The 23,059-nt window shown below is 43.7% G+C and carries 21 protein-coding genes; 9 read left to right on the top strand and 12 right to left on the bottom strand.

Going from position 1 to position 23,059, the window contains the following annotated elements:
• The first annotated feature begins 44 nt into the window (after nt 1-44).
• The 3 genes from GQA99_RS13705 to GQA99_RS13695 all read left to right on the top strand — a co-directional run bounded on the left by GQA99_RS13705 (nt 45) and on the right by GQA99_RS13695 (nt 2,159).
• Nucleotides 45-680, top strand: coding sequence for a peptidase (locus tag GQA99_RS13705; protein WP_229785904.1), 636 nt, complete (start codon nt 45-47; stop codon nt 678-680).
• Nucleotides 677-1,747 carry a PepSY domain-containing protein gene (locus tag GQA99_RS13700; RefSeq protein WP_160054496.1) on the top strand — a complete coding sequence of 357 codons (1,071 nt, stop codon included), beginning with the start codon at nt 677-679 and terminating at the stop codon, nt 1,745-1,747. Before GQA99_RS13705 ends, GQA99_RS13700 begins: the two co-directional genes overlap by 4 nt.
• 91 nt (nt 1,748-1,838) lie before the next feature.
• Nucleotides 1,839-2,159, top strand: coding sequence for a hypothetical protein (locus tag GQA99_RS13695; RefSeq protein ID WP_160054494.1), 321 nt, complete (start codon nt 1,839-1,841; stop codon nt 2,157-2,159).
• Nucleotides 2,160-2,439: 280 nt separating this feature from the next.
• Here the strand turns inward: GQA99_RS13695 and glpK are convergent, their stop codons facing one another.
• From glpK to leuA, 6 genes are all read right to left on the bottom strand, one after another.
• On the bottom strand, nt 2,440-3,936 hold the full coding sequence (gene glpK / locus GQA99_RS13690; protein WP_160054492.1) for a glycerol kinase GlpK: 1,497 nt from the start codon (nt 3,934-3,936) through the stop codon (nt 2,440-2,442).
• A gap of 286 nt (nt 3,937-4,222) precedes the next feature.
• Nucleotides 4,223-5,575, bottom strand: a complete 1,353-nt coding sequence (locus GQA99_RS13685) for an outer membrane protein transport protein (RefSeq protein WP_160054490.1) — start codon at nt 5,573-5,575, stop codon at nt 4,223-4,225.
• A 517-nt stretch (nt 5,576-6,092) separates the two neighbouring features.
• Nucleotides 6,093-6,698 (bottom strand): 3-isopropylmalate dehydratase small subunit, encoded by a 606-nt coding sequence (leuD, locus tag GQA99_RS13680; RefSeq protein ID WP_160054488.1) that lies wholly within the window; start codon nt 6,696-6,698, stop codon nt 6,093-6,095.
• Nucleotides 6,699-6,717: 19 nt separating this feature from the next.
• A complete protein-coding gene (gene leuC / locus GQA99_RS13675) occupies nt 6,718-8,130 on the bottom strand; it encodes a 3-isopropylmalate dehydratase large subunit (RefSeq protein WP_160054486.1) in 1,413 nt (470 codons plus the stop codon).
• Nucleotides 8,130-9,224: a 3-isopropylmalate dehydrogenase gene (gene leuB / locus GQA99_RS13670; protein WP_160054484.1), complete on the bottom strand. Its 1,095-nt coding sequence runs from the start codon at nt 9,222-9,224 to the stop codon at nt 8,130-8,132. The genes leuC and leuB overlap by 1 nt, the downstream gene beginning before the upstream one ends.
• Nucleotides 9,221-10,789 carry a 2-isopropylmalate synthase gene (leuA, locus tag GQA99_RS13665; RefSeq protein WP_160054482.1) on the bottom strand — a complete coding sequence of 523 codons (1,569 nt, stop codon included), beginning with the start codon at nt 10,787-10,789 and terminating at the stop codon, nt 9,221-9,223. The genes leuB and leuA overlap by 4 nt, the downstream gene beginning before the upstream one ends.
• 552 nt (nt 10,790-11,341) lie before the next feature.
• Here leuA and GQA99_RS13660 point away from each other — a divergent pair.
• On the top strand, nt 11,342-13,165 hold the full coding sequence (locus GQA99_RS13660) for a diguanylate cyclase domain-containing protein (protein WP_160054480.1): 1,824 nt from the start codon (nt 11,342-11,344) through the stop codon (nt 13,163-13,165).
• Nucleotides 13,166-13,215: 50 nt separating this feature from the next.
• Here the strand turns inward: GQA99_RS13660 and recQ are convergent, their stop codons facing one another.
• Nucleotides 13,216-15,060, bottom strand: a complete 1,845-nt coding sequence (gene recQ / locus GQA99_RS13655) for a DNA helicase RecQ (protein WP_160054478.1) — start codon at nt 15,058-15,060, stop codon at nt 13,216-13,218.
• 188 nt (nt 15,061-15,248) lie between these two features.
• Here recQ and GQA99_RS13650 point away from each other — a divergent pair, with 188 nt between their 5' ends.
• The gene (locus tag GQA99_RS13650) at nt 15,249-15,713 is read left to right on the top strand and encodes a thioesterase family protein (RefSeq protein WP_160054476.1); all 465 of its coding nucleotides are present in this window, start codon (nt 15,249-15,251) and stop codon (nt 15,711-15,713) included.
• 138 nt (nt 15,714-15,851) lie between these two features.
• The gene (rarD, locus tag GQA99_RS13645; protein ID WP_160054474.1) at nt 15,852-16,772 is read left to right on the top strand and encodes an EamA family transporter RarD; all 921 of its coding nucleotides are present in this window, start codon (nt 15,852-15,854) and stop codon (nt 16,770-16,772) included.
• On the opposite strand, the gene GQA99_RS13640 is transcribed toward rarD, so the two are convergent.
• The 5 genes from GQA99_RS13640 to radC all read right to left on the bottom strand — a co-directional run bounded on the left by GQA99_RS13640 (nt 16,769) and on the right by radC (nt 20,465).
• The gene (locus GQA99_RS13640) at nt 16,769-17,308 is read right to left on the bottom strand and encodes a PH domain-containing protein (RefSeq protein WP_160054472.1); all 540 of its coding nucleotides are present in this window, start codon (nt 17,306-17,308) and stop codon (nt 16,769-16,771) included. The two genes, rarD and GQA99_RS13640, sit on opposite strands and share 4 nt — an antisense overlap.
• A 100-nt stretch (nt 17,309-17,408) precedes the next feature.
• A complete protein-coding gene (gene argA, locus GQA99_RS13635; protein ID WP_170293545.1) occupies nt 17,409-18,728 on the bottom strand; it encodes an amino-acid N-acetyltransferase in 1,320 nt (439 codons plus the stop codon).
• Between the two features lie 521 nt (nt 18,729-19,249).
• On the bottom strand, nt 19,250-19,423 hold the full coding sequence (gene rpmG / locus GQA99_RS13630) for a 50S ribosomal protein L33 (protein ID WP_160054468.1): 174 nt from the start codon (nt 19,421-19,423) through the stop codon (nt 19,250-19,252).
• 6 nt (nt 19,424-19,429) lie between these two features.
• Nucleotides 19,430-19,666, bottom strand: a complete 237-nt coding sequence (gene rpmB / locus GQA99_RS13625; protein WP_160054466.1) for a 50S ribosomal protein L28 — start codon at nt 19,664-19,666, stop codon at nt 19,430-19,432.
• A 121-nt stretch (nt 19,667-19,787) separates the two neighbouring features.
• The gene (radC, locus tag GQA99_RS13620) at nt 19,788-20,465 is read right to left on the bottom strand and encodes a RadC family protein (RefSeq protein WP_160054464.1); all 678 of its coding nucleotides are present in this window, start codon (nt 20,463-20,465) and stop codon (nt 19,788-19,790) included.
• A 224-nt stretch (nt 20,466-20,689) separates the two neighbouring features.
• On the opposite strand from radC, the gene coaBC reads away from it, so the two are divergent.
• From coaBC to slmA, 3 genes are read left to right on the top strand one after another with little or no spacing between them, the layout of a single operon-like run.
• Nucleotides 20,690-21,883, top strand: coding sequence for a bifunctional phosphopantothenoylcysteine decarboxylase/phosphopantothenate--cysteine ligase CoaBC (gene coaBC, locus GQA99_RS13615; RefSeq protein WP_160054462.1), 1,194 nt, complete (start codon nt 20,690-20,692; stop codon nt 21,881-21,883).
• Nucleotides 21,880-22,338 carry a dUTP diphosphatase gene (dut, locus tag GQA99_RS13610; protein ID WP_160054460.1) on the top strand — a complete coding sequence of 153 codons (459 nt, stop codon included), beginning with the start codon at nt 21,880-21,882 and terminating at the stop codon, nt 22,336-22,338. Before coaBC ends, dut begins: the two co-directional genes overlap by 4 nt.
• Nucleotides 22,339-22,373: 35 nt before the next feature.
• Entirely contained in the window at nt 22,374-22,967 is a 594-nt protein-coding gene (gene slmA, locus GQA99_RS13605) for a nucleoid occlusion factor SlmA (RefSeq protein ID WP_160054458.1), read from the top strand.
• The last annotated feature ends 92 nt before the right edge of the window (nt 22,968-23,059 follow it).

The raw sequence follows: 23,059 nt of genomic DNA, 5'->3' as shown, positions 1-23,059 counted from the left end.
TACGCCGTACCCATCGCTGGTTTGCTCTTTTTGCCGGGTTGCAAATGAGTATATGGATATTATCAGGCGTCTACATGGTGTTAATGGACATCGATTTCATTCACGGTGACACACTCACTGCAACACCCAACATCGTTACGCTTAAGCCTGTGTCTTATCCAATAACAACGTTACTGCAACACTATCCAGACGCGAATAAAATACGTTTAACTCAGCGACAAGGGCAGGCATTTTATCAATTCAGTTCGCAATCACAGTTAATTATTCTTAATGCCGACACGGGGTTACCACTTGCACCTCTGACTGAACAACAGGCCAAACATATTGCTGTGAGTGCTTACACAGGAAACGGCACTGTTAGCAGTGCGCATTTATTTGAGCAAGATGCCCCCAGTGAGTTAAACCCTAAATGGCTACCGGTATGGCAAATAAATTTTGCCGATATTAAACAAAGTAGTTTGTATGTCTCTGCAGACACTGGAGAAATCGTGACCAAGCGCCATGTGTACTGGCGTTTATTTGATGTCATGTGGATGCTGCATATTATGGACTACGATACGCGCGACAATATCCATAACAATCTACTGACGTTAATGGCCAGTTTGAGTTTGCTCACGGCACTGTTCGGCACAATGCTGTTATGGTTTAGATTGAGCCACAATAAAAAGGTGACTCGATGATCCGCTGGCAACAATTGCATAAATGGCTGGGGTTATTGATTGGCTTGCAACTACTGCTGTGGATAGTTACTGGCTTATTGCTAAACATGATTCCGTCGGTCTGGTTTTCTGCCAGCATGCATCAACAACAATCTGCATCAGCACAAGCAACACCAATAAGCCTGCAGATAACGGTGTCGATTAATGATGTAGTGAGGCTATCTCACCTGCCGCTTAGCGACATAGAATTAATCACCATTCTAGCCCGTCCGGCTTATCAACTGACTCAAGTGAATGGTCAGCAAGTGTTTGTATGGGCCGACACCCTGCAAACCACGACAAAGCATCAGCAGGTATTAAGTAGAGTGAGCCTAACTGATCTGCAAATACATCAGATCGCCCGTGCCAGTTATCGAGGAGATGCCAAGCTTGCACCAGCAAAAGCACTTAAACACGACAACACTATGCCTGTTGGCACATTAATGATAACCGCTAACGATGAGGTCGATACCCGTATTTATGTTAATCGCCACTCAGGTAGCGTGATTGCGCATCAGAATAATCGCTCTGATTATCAACAATGGTTGTTGATGCTGCATTTTATGGATTACAACTCGGAAAATGGTGTAAGTTTTAATCACTTCTGGACTCAAATAATTGCCGTGCTGAGCCTCATATTTATTATCAGCGGTATCCGATTATTAGTTTATCAATTGCATCAAGGCCATTTTTGGCCCATTAAAAAACGGCCGGTAACAATAAATCTCTATGAGTCGCAACAGTTAATTGCTCAAATTAGCGCGCACTCAGGTTGCATGCTCGACAATATCAACAAACATGCGAATGCTCAGCAGGCTAAAGGATTAATCACCGAATGTGGCGGTGGAGGTCAATGCGGCCAATGTGTGGTGCTGTATTTATCGACACCGCCTTCCGCCTGCGAGTATGACATCGCCAAATTAAGTAAACGCAAGCTAGCGCTAGGTTATCGCCTCAGTTGCCAACACATCATCAGCAATGCCGACCTTGGTTTAAGCCCGCAGCAAGTCAGCCAATGGTATGAAAATACATCGGATGTTAATCAATAATGAAAGATGATTAAATTTTAGCCTGACGATGCCGATAACAGGTATAGTTAACAACATAACGATTGTATTTATTGGCTCAGGAGGACGCGACATGAGTATCGACAGCATTTATGCCATGTTAGCAAGACCTGTGCGCGCGGTGAGCGAGCGAAGAAGGATTGTTGAACAAGTGCGAGGCTCTAGCGCTATTAGCGCCGACAGCCATGAAGCGCCGCAATCACAACTGCCCCCTCAGCTCACTCATAAAACCGTTGTTGCCAAAAAAGTCCTTGTTCGCAAAGAACGTCGCTCAACGTTACGCAGCATAGATGACAAAAAGAATGATGGCAGTCGATTAAGAAGAATGAACACTGACGAGCGCTTTTCCACTCGTGGAGAAACCGCCAGCCAGCTTATTGATATAGAGATATAATACCATTGCGCGTTAGTAAGTGATCTCTCAGCGAGAATTTAAAAGGGCTTAAACAAGGCGAATGACTGAATGAATAGTTATTCTCTTTCGAAGTCATGCAACGCAGTGTAAGCCCTTTTAAAACTCGCCTGAAAGGAATGCCCCAGCGCCTTTTGCTCTGCGTTCTCGCTATTTGAAAGGGAACAACCATTACTACATAGCGACGCCTTAATCAAAAACCGCTGGACGCATTCTGAGTGGTCACTTACTAATGCGCAATGGTATATTTATCTCGGCTTAATTATTGTGCAGGACTATTAGGGCTCACTTGCGACACCGCTTTTTTCCAGCCAGCATAAATTTCGGCTCTGTGATCATGATCCATCGTAGAAATGAATTCACGCTCCGTAGATAACATGGCTTTCAATTGATCTGTAGACTCCCATACACCAACCGCAAGGCCGGCTAAAAATGCTGCGCCCATACCGGTTGTTTCGGTCACCAATGGGCGGATCACTTTTGCCCCTGTAATATCGGCTTGGAATTGCATTAAAAAGTCATTGGCCACCGCACCACCATCAACGCGGATTTCTGTTAATGGCACATCCGAATCTTTACTCATTGCATCCAATACATCACGAGATTGATATGCAATAGCTTCTAATGCTGCACGTATAATATGGTTGCGGTTTGCACCTCGGGTTAATCCAATGATGGCACCACGGGCATCGGCATCCCAGTATGGCGCGCCTAATCCAACAAAAGCAGGCACTAAATACACGCCATTCGTGTCATCCACTTTTTCGGCAAAGTATTGGGTATCGCAAGCGTCAGCAATTAAGCCAAGCTCATCGCGCAGCCATTGAATTACCGCCCCGCCCATAAAGACCGAACCTTCTAATGCGTAATTGACTTTAGCATCTGCGCCAATGGCCACTGTGGTTAATAACCCATGTGTCGACTCAACCGCTTTCTCACCGGTATTCATCAATAAAAAGCACCCAGTTCCGTAGGTATTTTTAGCCATACCCGGTGCTATACAAAGCTGGCCAAATAACGCCGATTGTTGGTCGCCTGCCATGCCCGCTACTGGTACATGGTTACCTGCAAGTTCGGTATAACCGTAGATGGCGCACGACGGTTTGATGTCTGGCAACATGACGCGAGGAATATCAAACAATTCAAGTAAATCTTGATCCCATTCTTGGGTATGAATATTAAAGAGCATGGTACGCGACGCATTAGTCGGTTCGGTAACATGCACTTCACCCTGGGTAAGTTTCCACACTAACCATGTGTCAACCGTGCCAAACAGTAAATCGCCCGCTTCGGCTTGTTCACGTGCGCCCTCAACATTATCTAAAATCCATTTGATTTTAGAAGCAGAAAAATACGGGTCTAACACCAGCCCAGTTTTTTGGCGTACCATTTCTTCAGCACCTTGCACTTTTAGCTGCTGACAGATGCTCTGGCTACGACGACATTGCCACACAACAGCATTGCAGATAGGTTTACCTGTGTGTTTGTTCCATACAATGGTGGTTTCACGCTGATTAGTAATCCCGATGGCAGCCACATCGTGACGGCTAATGCCTGCACGCGTTAACACTTCAACCAATACCGAGCTTTGCGATGACCAAATTTCCATCGGGTCATGCTCAACCCACCCAGCTTGAGGATAATGCTGAGTAAACTCTCGATGCGCAACGGCAACAATATTCGCTTGGTGATCAAACACAATCGCACGTGAACTGGTTGTGCCCTGGTCTAACGCGACAATGTATTTTTTAGCAACCATTTGATTTCCTATATCATTTTGACATGATTATTTTTATATGATTTATCTGCTTAATAAGCCAATAGCACATCCTACATCGACATATAAATTTAATGCAAGTATTAGTCTGAGTTTCACAGTAATTACAAACGTCTTATGCTAGTACATAACAAAGAGCACATAGCAAAGTGCACATAGCAACATCCTAATATTTAATGAGGACCTGAGCTGGCAACATCCACGTTCTCATCATAGTATAAAAAAGCCCCGCAAATGCGAGGCCTAGAATGCTAGATTACAAAGACTTTTACATCTTATAGCTTAGTTGTACACCGGTTAACCATACATCGCCAGTGGCTTCACCATTGAAGTCGATAGTTGCCAGACCAAGCAAGTCTTGAGATTCGCTAATCGGTGCATCACCGTGCATACGAATATAAGTCACGCCAAGATCGACACTCAAGTTTTCAGACACCTGGTAGCCAGTACCCATACTAAACCAGAAACGATCGGTGTCTGGGATAGTGGTGGTACGGTGCTCATCATCTACAGCGGTGTTATCGAGTGCAACACCTGCGCGTAACGTCCACTGATCATTGACAGTATAAGTCGTACCGATTGCATAGCGCATACTGTCTTTAAAGTTTTCTTCTTTAACAATATCAGACTCAATATCACCAGTCGGTTTAACCTCTCCAGGGAAGTATGCTACGAGTCGCTCAAACGTACTCCACTCAGTCCAATTGATACTGGCATGCATCGCCCAGTTCTCAGTTAGTTGGTGATAAGACGCCAGCTCAGCAAAGGCTGGCAATTCGATCGGCAAGTAGCCTTTGATGGTAATGTCTTGCCCACCGTTATACACCACACCTGAGACGGTACCGTCTAAATCGAGATCGACACCACTGTGGTATGCTAAACCGATGCGGTTGTTTGCATTGATTTGCCAGCTCGCGCCAGCTTTCCAACCATAGCCAATGTCATCACCTTCCATTGATTTAAGTTCTGTACCAGCTGATGGTAAACGTGCTGATATGCTTGCTGGCACATTAGGGTTAGCACTAATGGCACCAATCCAGGCTGGCGTTGTTGCGCTAACTTCACCTTCACCATATACCATGCGCAGGCCGGCACCCACAGTAAACTCATCATCAATGCGATATGCGATGTTTGGGTTAAATTCAACGGTGGTTATTGATGTATGGCTACCAAAAATAGCTGCCGCACTTGTCGTATCGGTTTCGGTCGCTAAACCATAGTTAGCATTAACCGCAAGGCCCCAGGTCCAATGATCATTCAATTGGTTAGAGTAATAAAAGTTTGGTACGAGTGCATTATCAGCAACATCGATTTCATCAGCATTCATCACAACTGCATCAGAGCCTAACAAAGGAGAGGTGACACTCACGTCGCCTAACACATCGACATCTGGCATCACGTAAATACCACCCGTAGAAAGCTGACGGCCTTCAAGGTATGCAAGCATCGCTGGATTACGCGCTTGCGTTGAGGCGTTATCTGCCATGGCAGCTTCACCCGCATACGCTCGGCCTAAACCGGTAGCAGAAGATTCTGCAAGTTGAAAACCTGCTGCGTTGACTTGAGTTGTTGCCCCAAAAACAATGGCGCTGATCGCCACTGTTAACACTGTTTTTTTCATTTTCATTCTCTGTGTTTAAGATTCATACGGCTTAAATCGACCTAAATAGAGCAAAAGCTCGATTTAAATGAGGGCATCAGTGTACGGATCCAAAACCGCTTTGCAACTGGCACCAGCTTGCCCAATGAAGACAATTGTAAAAATTGAAACTGTGATCTCGCGCAATGTTTTGATTTGTATGAGGGGGTGAAAACGTAAAAATATAAATAACTGTACGCTCAAATATTTCCATTGACATAAAGTAACGAATTTATCTTTAAAAAACATAACCATAAATCAAATAAATTAGCACGCGAGTTAGCTTTAATGGCTGCATTTAGTCGCTGATTTTTATAGAAGGATGAAGGGGTTAACCGTTTTCAAACATAAATTAATTTACAAATAAAAATAAAAAAACCTCTCTTTGCAAGCAAAAAGAGGTTTTCAACACAGAATGATCACTTGTGATTTATTTATCTAGCCCATTAATTAACCAGTCAGCAGTGTCATATGTATTCACTGCGGAGTGTAAATCGTATTACGCATACCACTGTGGAATTTGAGCTTCATAGTCACTGATGTGTTGCTCAAATGACAAGGTTAAACCTATCGCATCAAGACCATTAAGCAGTTTATGCCTAGCGGACTCAACCAGACTAAAGCTAAATACTTCACCAGAAGGTGACGTTACCGTTAAAGCTTGTAAATCGACGGTAATTTGCGCGCCTTCAGTGGCGGCGACTTCATTCATCAATTGTTGTACTTGCTCTGCAGGCAGCTTAACGGGTAATAAACCATTGTTGATCGAGTTGCCGTAAAAAATATCAGCAAATGTTGGCGCAATAATCACTCTTAAACCAAAGTCAGCTAACGCCCAAGGTGCATGTTCACGCGATGAACCACAACCAAAGTTTTCTTGGGCTAATAAAATCGACGCCCCTTTGTAGCGTGGCTTATTTAACACAAATTCAGGATTAGGCTGATCGCCAGCATCATCTAAATAACGCCAATCATGGAATAAATGTACTCCAAAGCCGTCACGGGTTACTTTAGATAAAAACTGTTTAGGAATAATCTGATCGGTATCAATATTGGTACTGTCGATGGCTACCGCTAAACCGGTATGGGCAGTAAATGCTTGCATGTGTCTCTCCTATCTCGGTTTAGTATGGTTGACGAATATCGACAAAATGACCGGCAATAGCCGCGGCTGCAGCCATGGCAGGGCTCACTAAATGTGTGCGACTACCGCGGCCTTGACGACCTTCAAAGTTACGGTTACTGGTTGATGCACAGCGATCGCCTGCTTCTAAACGGTCATCATTCATTGCCAAGCACATTGAGCATCCAGGTAAGCGCCATTCAAAGCCCGCTTCGATAAAGATTTTATCTAGGCCTTCAGCTTCTGCTTGCAGTTTTACCTGGCCAGAACCGGGTACCACAATCGCCACAACGCCCTCTGCCACCTTACGGTTTTTGGCATGCACAGCTGCTGAACGTAAATCTTCAATACGCGAGTTAGTACAAGAGCCAATAAACACTTTATTAATGCTGATATCGGTCATTTTAGTACCTGGCGTTAAACCAATGTACTCTAATGCTTTAATCATACTGGATTGGTTAATCAAATTAGATTCTTGTTCAGGATTAGGCACTACACCGTCAATCGCCACTACTTGTCCTGGGTTAGTTCCCCAGGTCAATTGTGGCGCGATGTCGTTAGCATCTAATACCACTTCAGCATCAAACACAGCATCGGCATCGGTTTTAAGCAGTGACCAGGCAGCAACAGCTTGCTCCCACACATCATCTTCTGGTGCAAATTCACGGCCTTTTAGGTAATCAAAGGTGGTTTGGTCTGGAGCAACCATACCGGCTTTGGCGCCCATTTCGATGGCCATATTACATAAGGTCATGCGACCTTCCATGCTTAATGCTTCAATGGCTTGACCACAAAACTCAACCACGTAACCTGTTCCACCATCCATACCAAGCTTGCCGATAATGGCAAGTACGATATCTTTCGCGGTAACGCCGTCAGTCACCTGGCCGCGCACTTCAACCTTCATGGTTTTAGCTTTAAGTTGACGCAGTGTTTGGGTGGCAAGTACGTGCTCAACTTCTGATGTACCAATACCAAATGCCAATGCACCAAATGCGCCATGAGTGGCAGTATGCGAGTCGCCGCATACAATCACAGTACCCGGAAGGGTAATACCCAGTTCTGGCCCCATTACATGGACAATACCCTGGTTTGGATGATGAATGTCGTATAAACGCACGCCAAACTCTTTACAGTTTTGCGCTAGGGTTTCAACTTGCGTACGCGCCATTGGGCTTAACGCATCTAAACTTGCGCTGCGCGTTGAGGTGTTATGATCCATGGTGGCAAAGGTTTTTTGTGGTGCACGTAATTGACGTCCGGCCACTTTTAAGCCACTGAAGGCTTGAGGTGATGTCACTTCATGCACTAAATGACGGTCAACATAGACTATTGGCGCTTCACCTTCTGGGCTTGCAACAATATGTGCATCCCACACTTTTTCGTATAGGGTTTTACCTGTTACCTGGGCCATTACACACCTTCCTGAATTGCTTGAGCAATAAAATCGCCCATTTGTGCTGTCGACTTTGCTTCGCTACGCTTATCTGCCGCTAATAACTCACCGGTTAAATAACCACTTGATAATGCTTTAGTCACTGCACGCTCAATGGCGCTGGCAGCTTCTTCTTGCTTTAAGCTATGACGTAACATTAATGCTGCTGATAAAATTTGTGCAACAGGGTTAGCAATCCCCTGGCCAGCAATATCTGGCGCACTGCCGCCTGCTGGTTCAAATAAACCAAAGCCTGTGCTGTTCATGCTGGCCGACGATAACAAGCCCATTGAGCCGGTTAACATGGCGATTTCATCAGATAATATATCGCCAAATAAATTTGAACATAACATCACGTCAAACTCATCTGGACGACGCAGCAACTGCATAGTCGCGTTATCAATATAAATGTGCTCTAAGGTCACATCAGGAAAGTCTTTAGCAACCTCCTCAACCACTTGACGCCATAATACTGAGCAGGCTAACACGTTAGCTTTGTCTACCGAGGTGACTTTATTTTTACGGCCTCGGGCGGCTTCAAATGCAATGCGGGCAATGCGGCTGATCTCGCGGCGACTATAGCGCATGGTATCAAACGCTTCTTCGTCATCACCTTCACCTTGTCGACCTTTTGGCTTGCCAAAGTAAATACCGCCAGTTAATTCACGCACGCACAAGATATCAAAACCACGAGCTGAGATGTCGCTGCGCAGTGGTGACATATGCTCTAACCCATCGTGTAATTTTGCCGGGCGTAAGTTACAAAATAATTCAAAGTGGCCACGTAATGGTAATAATGCGCCACGCTCAGGCTGATCATTAGGTGGTAATTTTTCCCACTTAGGGCCGCCGACACTGCCAAATAAAATGGCATCGGCTGATTCACAGCCTTTTAAGGTAGAGTCAGGTAATGGACAACCATGGTTATCAATGGCAATACCGCCAACATCATATTCGCTGTAGCTAATGTCTAGTCCAAAGCGTGCTTCCACTGCACTGAGCACTTTGCGTGCTTCTGCCATCACTTCAGGACCAATACCATCACCCGACAAAACTGCTATTTGATAACTCATACGCCGCCTAACTCCCTTTCTTTATGGATCTGTTGTTTAAAGTCAGCCACTTTATCTGCGCGGTACACTAGGTTCATCACATGTACGAGTGCGTGGGCTGATGCTTCGACGACGTCTGTGGCTAAGCCGACGCCATGGAACATTTGTTCATTATATTTAGCGGTAATATCAACCTGACCTAGCGCATTTTGGCCTTCGCCTTTAGCACCAAGTTTGTAGTTGGTAATATTAATTTGGCGTTGAGTAGCCCGCGCAATGGCGTTATAAGCTGCATCAACAGGACCATTGCCCGTTGCCGCTTCAGTAAAGTCTTTACCATCAACCGCAATGCGCACAGTGGCAGTGGCTACACCTTCTGTAGAGTCTGAATGTACCATCAAATGCTGTAATTTATACTGGTCATCGTCTTGGGTTTGTGACTCCATGAACACTAACGCTTCAAGGTCGTAATCAAACACCTGACCTTTTTTGTCTGCTAGGGTAAGAAATTGTTCGTACAAGGTGTCCATGTCGTAATCAGTTGGCTGATAACCCATTTCTTCCATACGATGTTTAATTACATGGCGACCTGAGCGCGAAGTCATGTTTAGGTTATTACGGTTTAGACCAATGCTTTCTGGCGTCATGATCTCGTAAGTATTTTTTGCTTTTAGCATCCCGTCTTGATGAATACCTGACGAGTGCGAAAATGCATTGGTGCCCACAATCGCTTTGTTTGCCTGAATTGGCATATTGCAAAGCTGGCTCACTAACGACGATGTACGGTGAATTTCTTTGGCGTTAATGCCGCAATCTAAATCTAACAACCCTTTACGGGTCGCTAAAATCATCGCGATTTCTTCTAATGAGCAGTTACCTGCACGCTCACCAATACCGTTAATGGTACATTCAATTTGGCGTGCGCCCATTTCAACTGCGGCAATTGAGTTAGCCACAGACAAGCCTAAGTCATCATGACAATGCACTGAAATCACAGCCTGGTCGATGTTAGGAACACGGTTGAAAAGCGTTTTAATAATACCGCCAAACTCACTTGGCACGGTGTAACCAACTGTGTCAGGGATATTAATGGTCCGAGCACCGGCTTTAATTGCTGCTTCAACCATACGACACAAATTATCAATTGGCGTACGGCCGGCATCTTCACATGAAAACTCAACATCGTCAGTAAAACGTCTGGCGTATTTTACCGCGCCAACGGCCATGTCTAACACATCGTCAAACGTGCGCTTTAGCTTACTTTCAACATGAATGGTTGATGTTGAAATAAAAGTATGAATACGGAACTGTTCAGCCACAGACAATGCTTGCGCGGCGGCATCAATGTCTTTTTCCAGTGCACGAGACAGCGCACACACTCGGCTGTTTTTAATGGTTTTAGCAATAGTTTGCACCGAGTGAAAATCACCAGGAGACGATACAGGAAAACCGACTTCCATCACATCAACGCCCAAACGCTCTAGAGCCAACGCAATTTGTAGCTTCTCTTTAACGGTTAAACTGGCAGCTAAAGCTTGTTCACCATCACGTAAGGTAGTATCAAAAATTATGACTCTGTTGGACATCGAATTTCTCCATCGACCATCTTGTATGTATTTCACCTAACTGCAAACATCACAACCGGCTCGTTTCAAAAGGGCTATAAACAAAAAACCCCGCGACTATTAGCGCGGGGTTTGTGTATGCTGAATAATTTATCTTGCATGTAACACAAAGGACTCCGCGCAGGTTATGCGAGAGAGGAGAAGGAGTCCGAGTAAAATCGATTGTGTGTTCATGGTTTTTGTATTCACTTTAAATAGTTTTATATTCACATTAAGCAATGTTGTGTAAATAAATATTCTGTGTAGATTTCTCTATAGCTAATATTTAACGCGAGCAGGCTCTGCTGTCAACCCTAAATTACTCAACTTGAGAAAGATTACGACGTACTAGTACCTCATTACAGTCAGCACATACCATCTCACCCAGACTTTGTGAGCATATGTTTATCATCTATACCTAACTGGGTGAGATCAAATTTTGTGAACTTAAGTGGCTGCATCGTTTATATATTTATGTATCAATGCTTAAAAAATCGTATACTCAGTTCAACCCAATTTGAGTAGATGTACACGATGAGCCGTTCGAAAAAAATCAATAAATATAAATCAAATCGCATTATGAGCTTTATGTTTAGTTTATTGCTTTTTATCGTTGCAGCACCGGCACTATCTCTTCCTTCGCAAGAACTACTGCTAAGTGATGACGTAGTTCAAAAAACTCAGCTACTCAATGTTAGTGAACAATTGGATGTGATTAATAGTCTTAATTCGCAAAAATCAGAAGACGCAAAAACACTCATAACTGCGTTAGAACAATTGCAGAGCACTCAATCTTTTAGCAACGTAGAAACCCTTCGTTTAAGCTTATTACGTTGTTTTAATTTACTCGAGTTTGGTGAATTCAATCAGGCAATCACGCTGGCAAAGCAAGGTGAACTCAATGCTCGCCAGTTAAAATACGATTCTGCAAGGCCTTATTTTATCCAGTGCGAAGCTGCTGCAAATCAAAGCCTTGGTAATGTATTACAAGAACAGCTTCAGACAGAAGAAGCATTGAGATTAGCTAGGCGGTATTCTGAACAACAAGCCATGGTGAATGGTCTGTATTTGCAAAGTAGGCAAAATACAAGCTTAGAAAACTACAACCAATCAATTGAAGATTTGCGTTTAGCATTAGATATTTTTGATGACGCACAAGAACAATTTCAGCAATGGTATTTATTACCAAAGTCTTTTGTACAGCTGGAAATATCAAATGTATTTTTCTCAATGGGTAATATTACAGAATCACTCCATTTTGCAGAGGTCGCTGCAAATGATTTATCAGCATTTGGTAAGCTTAATTTTGCATTTGCAGTTAATTTGGCGCGCATAAACATAGAAATAGATAATAAGTCAGGCGTATTATTATACCTACAGAAAGCTGAAGCTGAAAATAACAGAAACACTGCAGAACGAGATTTAGCTGTTGGCAACGCCCTACTTGCAGCCATTAACTCTTATATTGGACATAATGATACGGCAGAACAACAAGCGCTATCCAGTATAGAAGCCTTTACCGAATTCCAAGAACCGCTCTATGTCATGCGCATAAAACGGACACTAGCCAAGATTTATTTCGCTCAGAAAAAAGATACTCAAGCAATATCACTGCTCAATGAAATTATCGAGCAAGCTAGCGAACTTAAGCAGTTTTCCGATCTTGAAGAGTTTAATCACATCATCAGCGAATATTACGCAACCAACAACCAGTTTGAATTAGCGTATCAATTTCAAGTTCAACGCTTTGAGGCCGCCAAACAAGCCGCAGCTAAACTCAATAATGCTCACTTTATTCAGTATCAAGCCCGCTTAGCTGAGCAACACAACACTCCGCCTGTCGAAGAAGCAACCCCAAACATCAATCAAAATCTCGCGATTACCGCATTAATTATCTTATTGCTATCGATTGGTTTAGTGATCTTTTTAACCAAAAAACCACAAGTCACAGTCGTTGACAAGAAAGAAGAAACTCAAAAACAGCGGATTGACAACGTACTGCTCAATGCCAAACAAGGCCACTACCAAATGAGCATGCTACTGGTTAATATCAATCATATCCGTCAGGTGGATATTCCCTATGTTGAACAGCAGTTTCAGTTAGCATTAAGAGAGCAAGATCTGCTATTTCGCCATAGTCTTGATGAATTAATTATTTTACTGCCTCACACATCATCAGCCGGAGCAACTAGAGTCATGCATCAGATAGAACAGATACTCAGCAATTGGAAAAGCGATGTTAAAGCCAGCATAGGTCTGGCGAGTTTACAGCAGTTAGACACATTTGAAGTCTTGATGAAGCGAGCGATATTAAATCAGTTGAGTAAAATGAAACCACAGGACACCAAAGTCACTTAACTGGCACTTGAGCATTACACTCTGCGCATTTAAAGCATAACGGCTTCGCGTTAGCCTTTTGTTAAGTAATCACTAATTTCATCTAAAAACTCACCGCCAAAACGGTCGAGTTTTATTTGGCCAACACCATTTACCGCAAGCATTTCACCCGGGCTGGTAGGCAGCATGGCCGACATTTCTGCAAGCGTGGCATCATTGAAGACCAAATATGGCGGAATATCATGTTGCTCCGCTAACTCTCGGCGCAATAGTTTTAATCGAGCAAATAATTTACGGTCGTATTGCTGAACCGCACGAGTATTTGGTTTACGTTTGACATCAAGTAACTGGATCCGCGGCTCTGCTAGCATCAAGGTCATTTCAGCTTTCAAAATTGTTCGCGCAGCAGGGTTTAGGCGAATACTTGATCCCCGTGTTATATCTTGACTGGCCAGCCCTAAATGAATTAGCTGCCTCAACACGCTCAACCAATGCTCTGTGGATTTATCGGCGCCAATCCCCCATGTGGTTAACTTGTCATGGCCTCTATCAACCACATTTGCAGCTTTAGAGCCTCTCAATACATCGATTACGTGGTGAATACCAAAGCGTTGTTGTAAACGATAAATACACGACAATACTTTTTGTGCATCTTCGGTGCCATCGTAACGTTTAGGCGGATCTAAACAAATATCACAGTTACCACAAGGCTCAGATGCGGCTTCATCAAAATAGTGCAGTAATACCTGGCGGCGGCAGGTTTGCGCCTCAGCAAAAGCAGCCATAGTATGCAGCTTATGAAACTCAACCTGTTGCTGTGGCCCGGGTTCTGATTGCTCAATTAAATGTCTCACCCGGCCAATATCGGCTGGGTCAAATAACATGTACGCTTCTGCTTCTAGACCATCTCGTCCCGCTCGGCCGGTTTCTTGATAATAAGCTTCAATGCTTTTAGGAATATCGTAATGCACCACAAAACGCACATTTGATTTGTTAATTCCCATACCAAAAGCCACCGTAGCCACAACGATATCAATCTGGTCTTTTAAAAATTTGTCTTGCACATCAGCGCGATCATCTTGGCTCATCCCAGCATGATATGCTTGGGCATTAAATCCTTGTAAACGCAGGCGCTCTGCCACTTCATCTACCCGGCGACGGCTACTGCAATATACAATACCGCTGGCACCATTTTGTATAGTGACAAACTGACGCAACTGATTGGCTGCATTTAATTTTTCAGCCACTGTATAACGAATGTTTGGCCGATCAAAACTCGATAATAAGGTGTACGGAGTAATATTTAAGCGCTCACAAATACTGAGTCGTGTCGCTTGATCTGCGGTGGCAGTTAATGCCATTAACGGAATATACGGAAAATATGCTTTTAACTGCCCAAGGGCTGCGTATTCTGGTCTAAAATCATGGCCCCATTGGCTGATACAATGTGCTTCGTCTACCGCAAACATAGACAATTCAACCGATTGTAAGCGCTCTATAAAGTCTGGACGTAATAATCGTTCAGGTGAGACATACAAGAGTTTTATCTCGCCTGCATGCAATTTACGAAGCACTTCTGCACTTTGCTCGCGCGGCAGCGATGAATTTAGATACGCTGCAGCAACACCGCTTTGCAATAAACTGTCGACTTGGTCTTTCATTAATGAAATCAAAGGTGACACAACTATTGTCATACCTGGCAACACTAAAGCCGGTAACTGGTAGCACATACTTTTCCCGCCACCTGTTGGCATAATCACTAAGGTGTCTTGGCCCTGTAAACTGTGTTCAATCACTTCTCGCTGCCCTTCACGAAAGGCACGATAACCAAATACCTGCTGTAAACTGGCCGATAACACATCCTGCTCAGCAGCAGTGTCAAGAGTTGGGCTTGGCGTTGAAGTCAGATTATCCATTCACACTATGATGTCATTTAAAGGATGGTCATTTTAAAGCACTCAGCCACAGATGTCTTGAAGCAAAGTGCAATTGGTTTATTTAACATGCCGATGATGATTGAGTATTGAACACTTTAGCGTTAGATTAAATACTCTATGCGCATTGAAAATACATACAAAAATAATAAATACGACAAGGATTGCCCATGACTTCATCTATTCAAGATCAAGCCTTACAACAGGTTGCAGAGATTTTTGATAAACACGTTCCATTTCATAATCTACTCGGATTAGACATTAAACATTACGACATCAATGGGGTTGAGGTCGTAATAAAAATGAAACCCGAACTGATTGGTAATATCCATCAAAACATTCTTCATGGTGGCGTTACCGCAACGTTACTTGATGTAGTGGGTGGTCTAACCGCCTTTGCTGGGCTAGTTGCCAGCCGTGACGACTGGACCATGGAAGAGCTACAACAGCGCTTAACCACCTTAGGCACCATTGATATGCGGGTGGATTTTTTACGCCCGGGGCGCGGTGAAATATTTACCGGTACCGGCACGGTTATCCGCGCAGGCAATCGCGTATCTGTTTGCCGGATGGAGTTGCACAATGAATTAGGCACTCATATTGCTTTTGGTACAGGTACTTACATGGTCGGTTAATTCATAATCGACAATTTATCAACTTCATTGCCACGTTAAACTGACAGCAAACCGATAAACAAATTGCTTTATGACTTGTGCCATCAGTGGGGGCGACCTACAATCGCCCCTCTTTCGTTGTTGCCAATGTTGACCATTATGCCTGATTTAGAATACCGTAAAGGGGTTTTCCTCGCGATTTGCGCTTACACCATTTGGGGTGTCGCCCCTTTATATTTCAAATTATTACATCAAGTCCCTGCCACTGATATATTAATGCACCGCGTGATATGGTCATTTCTGTTTATGATCATTTTAATGCAATTTATTGGTGGATTTAGCCGTTTACGCCTTATTCTTAAACAGCCCAAACAACTGCTCATTTTACTGACGACATCGATATTGATCGCCGCAAACTGGCTTATTTTTATCTGGGCAGTCAATAACGACCACATGTTGGATGCCAGCTTAGGTTATTTTATTAACCCATTGTTTAACGTATTGCTAGGAATGGTGTTTCTCGGCGAACGCTTACGTAAATTACAATGGGTTGCAGTTACATTAGCGAGTGTGGGCGTACTGGTGCAGTTAATCTCGTTTGGTTCAATTCCGTTGGTGTCTTTGGCCCTTGCTGCAAGCTTTGGCTTTTATGGTTTACTGCGCAAAAAAGTCAATATTGATGCCAAATCTGGCTTGCTGGTTGAAACCGCCATTTTATTACCGGTTGCACTCGGTTACTTATTAGTAACGTTAGACAGCTCACCGGTTAGCATGTTAACTAATAGCCTTAATCTTAACTTACTTTTACTGGCCGCAGGCATTGTTACCACCATCCCTCTCTTATGTTTTGCGGGTGCAGCAGTCAGAATTCCATTTTCTATTTTAGGTTTCTTCCAATACATTGGCCCAAGCATCATGTTCATTCTTGCAGTAAAACTGTTTAATGAGCCTTTTGACATTGAAAAAGGCATCACTTTTTGTTTTATCTGGGGCGCACTGGTGATATTTATTAGCGACATGGTACTGCAACGCCAGCGACGTCATGTAGCCAATAAAAAAGCGGCCGCAGTGAAGGTTTAATCGATAGCCTTTTTGGGCAGTGCGCTAGCATGCAATTTTGCTAGCGCTTCGTCTGCATCGATTACGCTAACCAAAATCACTCTATCTTGGCTTATTGGCAAAAGAATGACCTGCACAGGATCGGTGACAGACAGCAAGGCTTTAACGCCATTATTTAATGAAAACCAACCCAGAGCATACCCAGGCAAGCCCAAACCATTTGTGCGCCATTTAGCGGCGTATTCGGGCTCTTCAATCAGGTTAACAATACGCGCTTGTGCAAAATCAACTTGGTTAATCTCAATCGTATTCGAATACAGCGGAATATTGACCTGCAGCCTTGTGTCTCCCCACGAAATCGTACTGGTAAATGATTGATAAAGCGTAAATATAAACAATCCCATTAATGGCAGCATAATCCCTAAGGTTAAATATTTTGCGTTGCTGGGGATGGACTTAATAAAAATAAATACGGTTAGCGCTAATAAACCTAACAGTATTGCGATAAAACTGTATATCGCGCCTGAATCAAGCGGGGCTAATACGATATTATTCATCGGTTCCTCCTTTTAAAAGCTCATATTATACTGCTCTTATTCGTTTCTTTTACCCATAAAAAATGCCGGAATAACCGGCATTTTTAATTGTGCGAAACGCTTATAAATCGAGCGCGAGAATTTTTGAACGGCGCTGGTAGTTATACAGTTGCTTTTTCTTATTAGGCAGCTCTTCAACATCAACAATATTAAAGCCGTGCTCTAAAAACCAATGAATACTACGAGTCGTTAATGCAAACAAACGCGAATAACCGCGTACTCGGGCTTGGCCAATAATGTTATTCAACAAAATACTGCCACGGTCAGCATCACGATAATCAGGATGCACCACTAAACACGCAAACTCGCCAGCATTGTCTTCTTCAAACGGATACAGTGCAGCACAACCAATGACTAAGTTATCGCGCTCGACCAACATAAACTGCTCAATTTCCATTTCAAGCTGCTCACGAGAGCGACGAACTAAAATGCCTTGCTCTTCCAGTGGGCGAATTAAGTTTAAAATACCGCCAATATCACTGATCGTCGCACGGCGTAAACGCTCGGCACTTTGTGTCACAATCTGAGTACCGATACCTTCACGAGAAAAGAGCTCTTGCAGTAATGCACCATCGTCTAAATAACTCACTAAGTGGCAACGCGGTACACCACGACGACACGCTTCTACACTGGCTTTCAAAAATGCCATAGTCCCGATGGTGGTATGATCATCTGCAGTCATGGTTTTCAGCATTTCTTCGATATCATCAGGCATGAGCTCGGCTATGACTTCTCCATTTTTGCCAATAAGACCGTTAGTATCACTAAAGCCAATAATTTTGTCTGCTTTAAGCTTAATAGCCACTTGAGTCGCGACTTCTTCAGCGGTTAAGTTGAAACTTTCGCCCGTAACAGAAGCCGCTATCGGCCCCATTAATACAATACCATTATTGTCTAACTGGCGTCGTAACCCTTGCGCGTCAATACGGCGCACCTTACCACTCAAACAAAAATCAACACCATCATCAACACCTAAAGGCTGTGCAATGACGAAGTTACCGCTCACTACGTTAATTTGTGCATTTTGCATCGGCGTATTGCCTAAGCTCATCGACAACCTTGCAGTAATATCAAACTGAGTCGCGCCCGCAACCTGCTTAATAATTTTTAAGCTGTCTTCGTCGGTAATGCGCACACCATTATGATAAACAGGCTCAATGCCTGCCGCTTTTAATCCTGCATCAATTTGCGGCCTGGCACCGTAAACTAATACCACTTCAATTCCGAGTGAATGTAACAAGGCGACATCATTTAAAATGCCGCGGAACTGCGGATGTGCTAATGCTTCGCCACCTAACATGACGACAAAAGTTTTACCTCTATGGGCATTAACATAAGGAGCAGAATGACGAAATCCATCAACCAGTTCAGTGGTTCTCACAGGCAAATTCACCTCGGTAATTAGTTTGGTGTTAGTCATACTTGCAACCTGAGTGCGGTTACAAGCCAGAATGTACTATAGATTAACGATGGTATTGCATTTTAATTCACTTTTAAAGCATTTTATTTCACACAAAACAAAAAATAGTTTGCCTGTTAAGTGTGAAAAAATCATTACAGCCATAAAGTTAGTTTAACTTAATTGGCTGTTTTACCTTACGCACTTTAGCTCACTCAAACAGCATAAACTTTAGCATACCAATCCTTATTTTTTAGGCTGCATCACTAGAGGCTGTATAGGTGTAGTCACCTACATCAAAGGCATTTGAAGCCGTAATGCAGCTAGTGGCACAGCCCAGAAGGGCCAATTTATCAGCATGGACTTCTTTGTTAACGTAAGACTGCATAGATAATTTTCGCTAAAAGAGCACATTCTAATGCGGATTGGTATCAGTATAGCCTACTTTTCTTTGGGCATAAAAAAAGCCCCAATTAAGGGGCTTTTTTAAGAAGTAAAATCAATTACTTGATTTTAGCTTCTTTGTAGATAACGTGCTGACGAATAACTGGATCAAATTTCTTGATTTCCATTTTCTCAGGCATGTTACGCTTGTTCTTTTCAGTAGTGTAGAAGTGACCAGTTTTAGCAGTAGATACTAATTTGATCTTCTCACGATTACCTTTAGATTTAGCCATTTTCTATTATACCTTCTCGCCACGGGCACGAAGTTCAGCAACAACTACTTCGATACCTTTCTTGTCGATAATACGGATACCTTTAGTAGATACACGTAATTGTACGAAACGCTTTTCTTCTTCTAACCAAAAACGGTGGTTTTGTAGGTTAGGTAAAAAACGACGACGAGTCGCGTTTTTTGCGTGCGAACGGTTGTTACCAACCATTGGCTTCTTGCCAGTTACTTGGCATACTCTTGACATGTCAATCTTCTCCAAAACAAATTTTTAACGCTCGAGCATTAATGTGCCTCGTATGGCCGTCGCCCGAGGCACAAAGAGGGCGCATTTTATACACGATTGACCATATAAGATCAAGCAGTGTTTATACAATCCATCCTCGCTCGGCAAAGGAGACTATCTCCTGATCACCTACAACCATATGATCTAACAAAGAAACATCTATGGTTGCCAATGCATTTTTTATTCGCTCAGTTATTCGCCGATCAGCCTGACTTGGCTCTGCAATGCCAGACGGGTGATTGTGACACACTATCACTGCTGCTGCTTTTTTCTCCAAAACAAGGCTAATAACCTCGCGAGGATAAACAGAAGCGGAATCGATGGTGCCACGAAATAATTCTACAAATTGAATGACTCTATGTTGGGTATCCAACAATAGTAAGGCGAACACTTCATAGGATCGGTCTGCTAATTGTCTCATTAAATAGTCCCGAGTTAAATCAGGATTTGTCAAAATTTGCCCTCTTTGTAGATTTTCATGCGCAATTCGCTTAGAAATTTCGGCCGCAGCCTGCAATTGAGCATATTTTACCGGCCCAACACCGGCTAATTTACAAACCTGACTCTTTGAGGCGCTTAACAAGCTGCGTAAACCGCCGAACTGATTTATCATTTCTCGGGCTAAATCCACCGCATTTTGACCCGCGAGACCATTTCGCAAAATTACCGCTAATAATTCAGCGTCAGACAATTGCCCTGCACCATGTAATAATAGCTTTTCGCGCGGCCCCTCTCCTTGAGGCCAATCTTTTATACCCATGTATGCTCCTTGTTATCGGTGAGAAGTCATACCCTCGACAAATTCAACCACATTGCATAAATTCGTAACGACTTCGCCAATCCTGAATTGTTGTATTTTTAGAAAACACTCTCTTAAATTAGTTACACAGTATGGTCGATATTTTTGAGATTGGATCCACGCAACTTGTCATAGGTTTGTGATATTGTTAGCCGCAATGAGATTTGAGGCGGATAATGCACAACATGCTGACAAATAAAAAAGTACTACTCGGAATTGGCGGCGGTATTGCCGCATACAAAAGCGCCGATCTAATTCGTCGCTTAAAAGAACGTGGCGCAGATGTGCGTGTCATCATGACCCAAAGCGCCATGGAGTTTATTACTCCATTAACCATTCAGGCGCTTTCAGGCCATCCGGTCGCTTCTGATTTACTCGATCCTGCAGCAGAAGCCGCAATGGGTCATATTGAGCTGGCACGCTGGGCTGACGTAGTGTTACTTGCTCCTGCTACCGCAAACTTGATGGCACGCATTAATGCCGGCATGGCCGACGAGCTACTCACTACCACCTGTTTAGCCACTAGCGCGCCAATCATTGTGTGCCCAGCCATGAACCAACAGATGTATCAAAACATCGCCACTCAAGAGAACATGGCCAATCTAGCTCGCAAAGGCTTAACCATTTGGCAGCCAGCCTCAGGTAACCAAGCCTGTGGTGAAGTTGGCCCAGGCCGCATGCAAGAGCCCGTCGCCATAGCTGAGCAACTGGTGCAGTTTTTTGGGCCAAAGTCTTTACAAGGTCATAAATTGTTACTCACCGCAGGGCCAACCCGCGAAGCCATTGACCCGGTGCGTTATATATCCAACCACAGCTCTGGCAAAATGGGCTTTGCTCTGGCACAAGCTGCAGCAGAAATGGGCGCAGAAGTGACGCTTGTTTCGGGGCCAGTTAACCTTGCCACACCAGTTGGCGTTAAGCGCATTGATGTCGACTCTGCACAGCAAATGCTCGACGCCGTAATGCAACAAGTTGAACAACATGATATTTTTATCGGTTGCGCCGCAGTAGCAGACTATCGAATTGCCGATGTCGCCGATCAAAAAATTAAAAAATCGGCAGAAGAAATGCAACTTGCACTGGTGCGTAATCCTGATATCTTAGCCACGGTAGCTCAGCACACAACACGGCCTTTCACCGTCGGTTTTGCTGCTGAAACGAACGATGTAGAGCAATACGCTCGCGGTAAACTACAGCGTAAAAAACTGGATATGATTGCCGCTAACGATGTCTCTATTCAAGGCTTAGGCTTTAATGCCGATAGCAATGCACTACAAGTATTTTGGCAAGACGGCAGCCAACAACTGCCCGCAACAGATAAACTGACACTGGCACGCCAATTACTTACATTGATAGAACAACAACTAAAAAAATCATGAAAACACCCATTGAACTAAAAATTCTCGACTCGCGTATTGGCAGTGAATTCCCGCTGCCAGCTTATGCGACTCCCGGTAGCGCAGGTATGGACTTACGCGCAATGACCGACACGGCAATGGTCATAGAGCCAGGTCAAACCGTGTTAATTCCAACAGGTATCGCCATTTACGTGGCCGATCCAAGCCTGGCAGCGGTTATTTTACCGCGCTCAGGTATGGGCCATAAAAATGGCATTGTGCTGGGTAATTTGGTCGGTTTAATCGACTCCGATTACCAGGGGCAACTTATGGTGTCATGTTGGAATAGAAGTGATAAACCATTCACACTCGACATTGGCGATCGTTTAGCCCAATTAATGTTTGTCCCTGTTGTACAAGCAGAATTTACCCTAGTGGATGAGTTTAATAGCTCAGATCGTGGAGAAGGTGGATTTGGCCATTCAGGCACCAAATAACCTTTTCAAGTAGTCACTGAGCCAAGGAACACATAATGGCCGAAAGCCCAAAAATAAACCGTCGTGAGCATATTTTACAATGCTTAGCGCAAATGCTTGAGACCAGCCCAGGTCAACGGATCACTACCGCCAAACTCGCCGCTGAAGTGGGTGTGTCAGAAGCTGCACTGTATCGTCACTTTCCTAGCAAAGCGCGCATGTTTGAAGGTCTGATTGAGTTTATTGAAGACGCGATTCTCTCGCGGTTAAATATCATCATGGACGAAGAAAAAGACACCATGACCCGCTGCCAGCTCGTGCTGCAATTATTGTTGGTATTTTCTGAACGTAATCCAGGTATTTCACGGGTATTAAACGGCGATGCACTATTAGGTGAAAATGAACGTTTACGCAGCCGTATCGATGTATTATTTGCCAAAATAGAAACCCAAATAAAACAAATTCTGCGTGAAAAAACCTTACGCGAAGGCGTCGGTTTCAACCTCGATGAAGCCATACTCGCTAACTTGTTACTAGCGTTTGCCGAAGGCAGAATTTCACAATTTGTCCGCAGTGAATTTAAACAAAAGCCCACTCAACATTTTGATGAACAATGGACCTTTATTCAGCAGCAATTGTTGAGAAGCTAGCCAGCATTAGGGCTATATGCAATGTGTATGTAGCTCTAGTGTCCTCCCTATATCCGCTTAATCTAATTGAATAATTAATCCGCAACTCTTGT

Source organism: Shewanella litoralis, from assembly GCF_009828585.1.
Lineage (GTDB): Bacteria > Pseudomonadota > Gammaproteobacteria > Enterobacterales > Shewanellaceae > Shewanella > Shewanella litoralis.
Note: the sequence above shows the minus strand (reverse complement) of the source record. Positions and strands in the feature narration are given on the sequence as shown.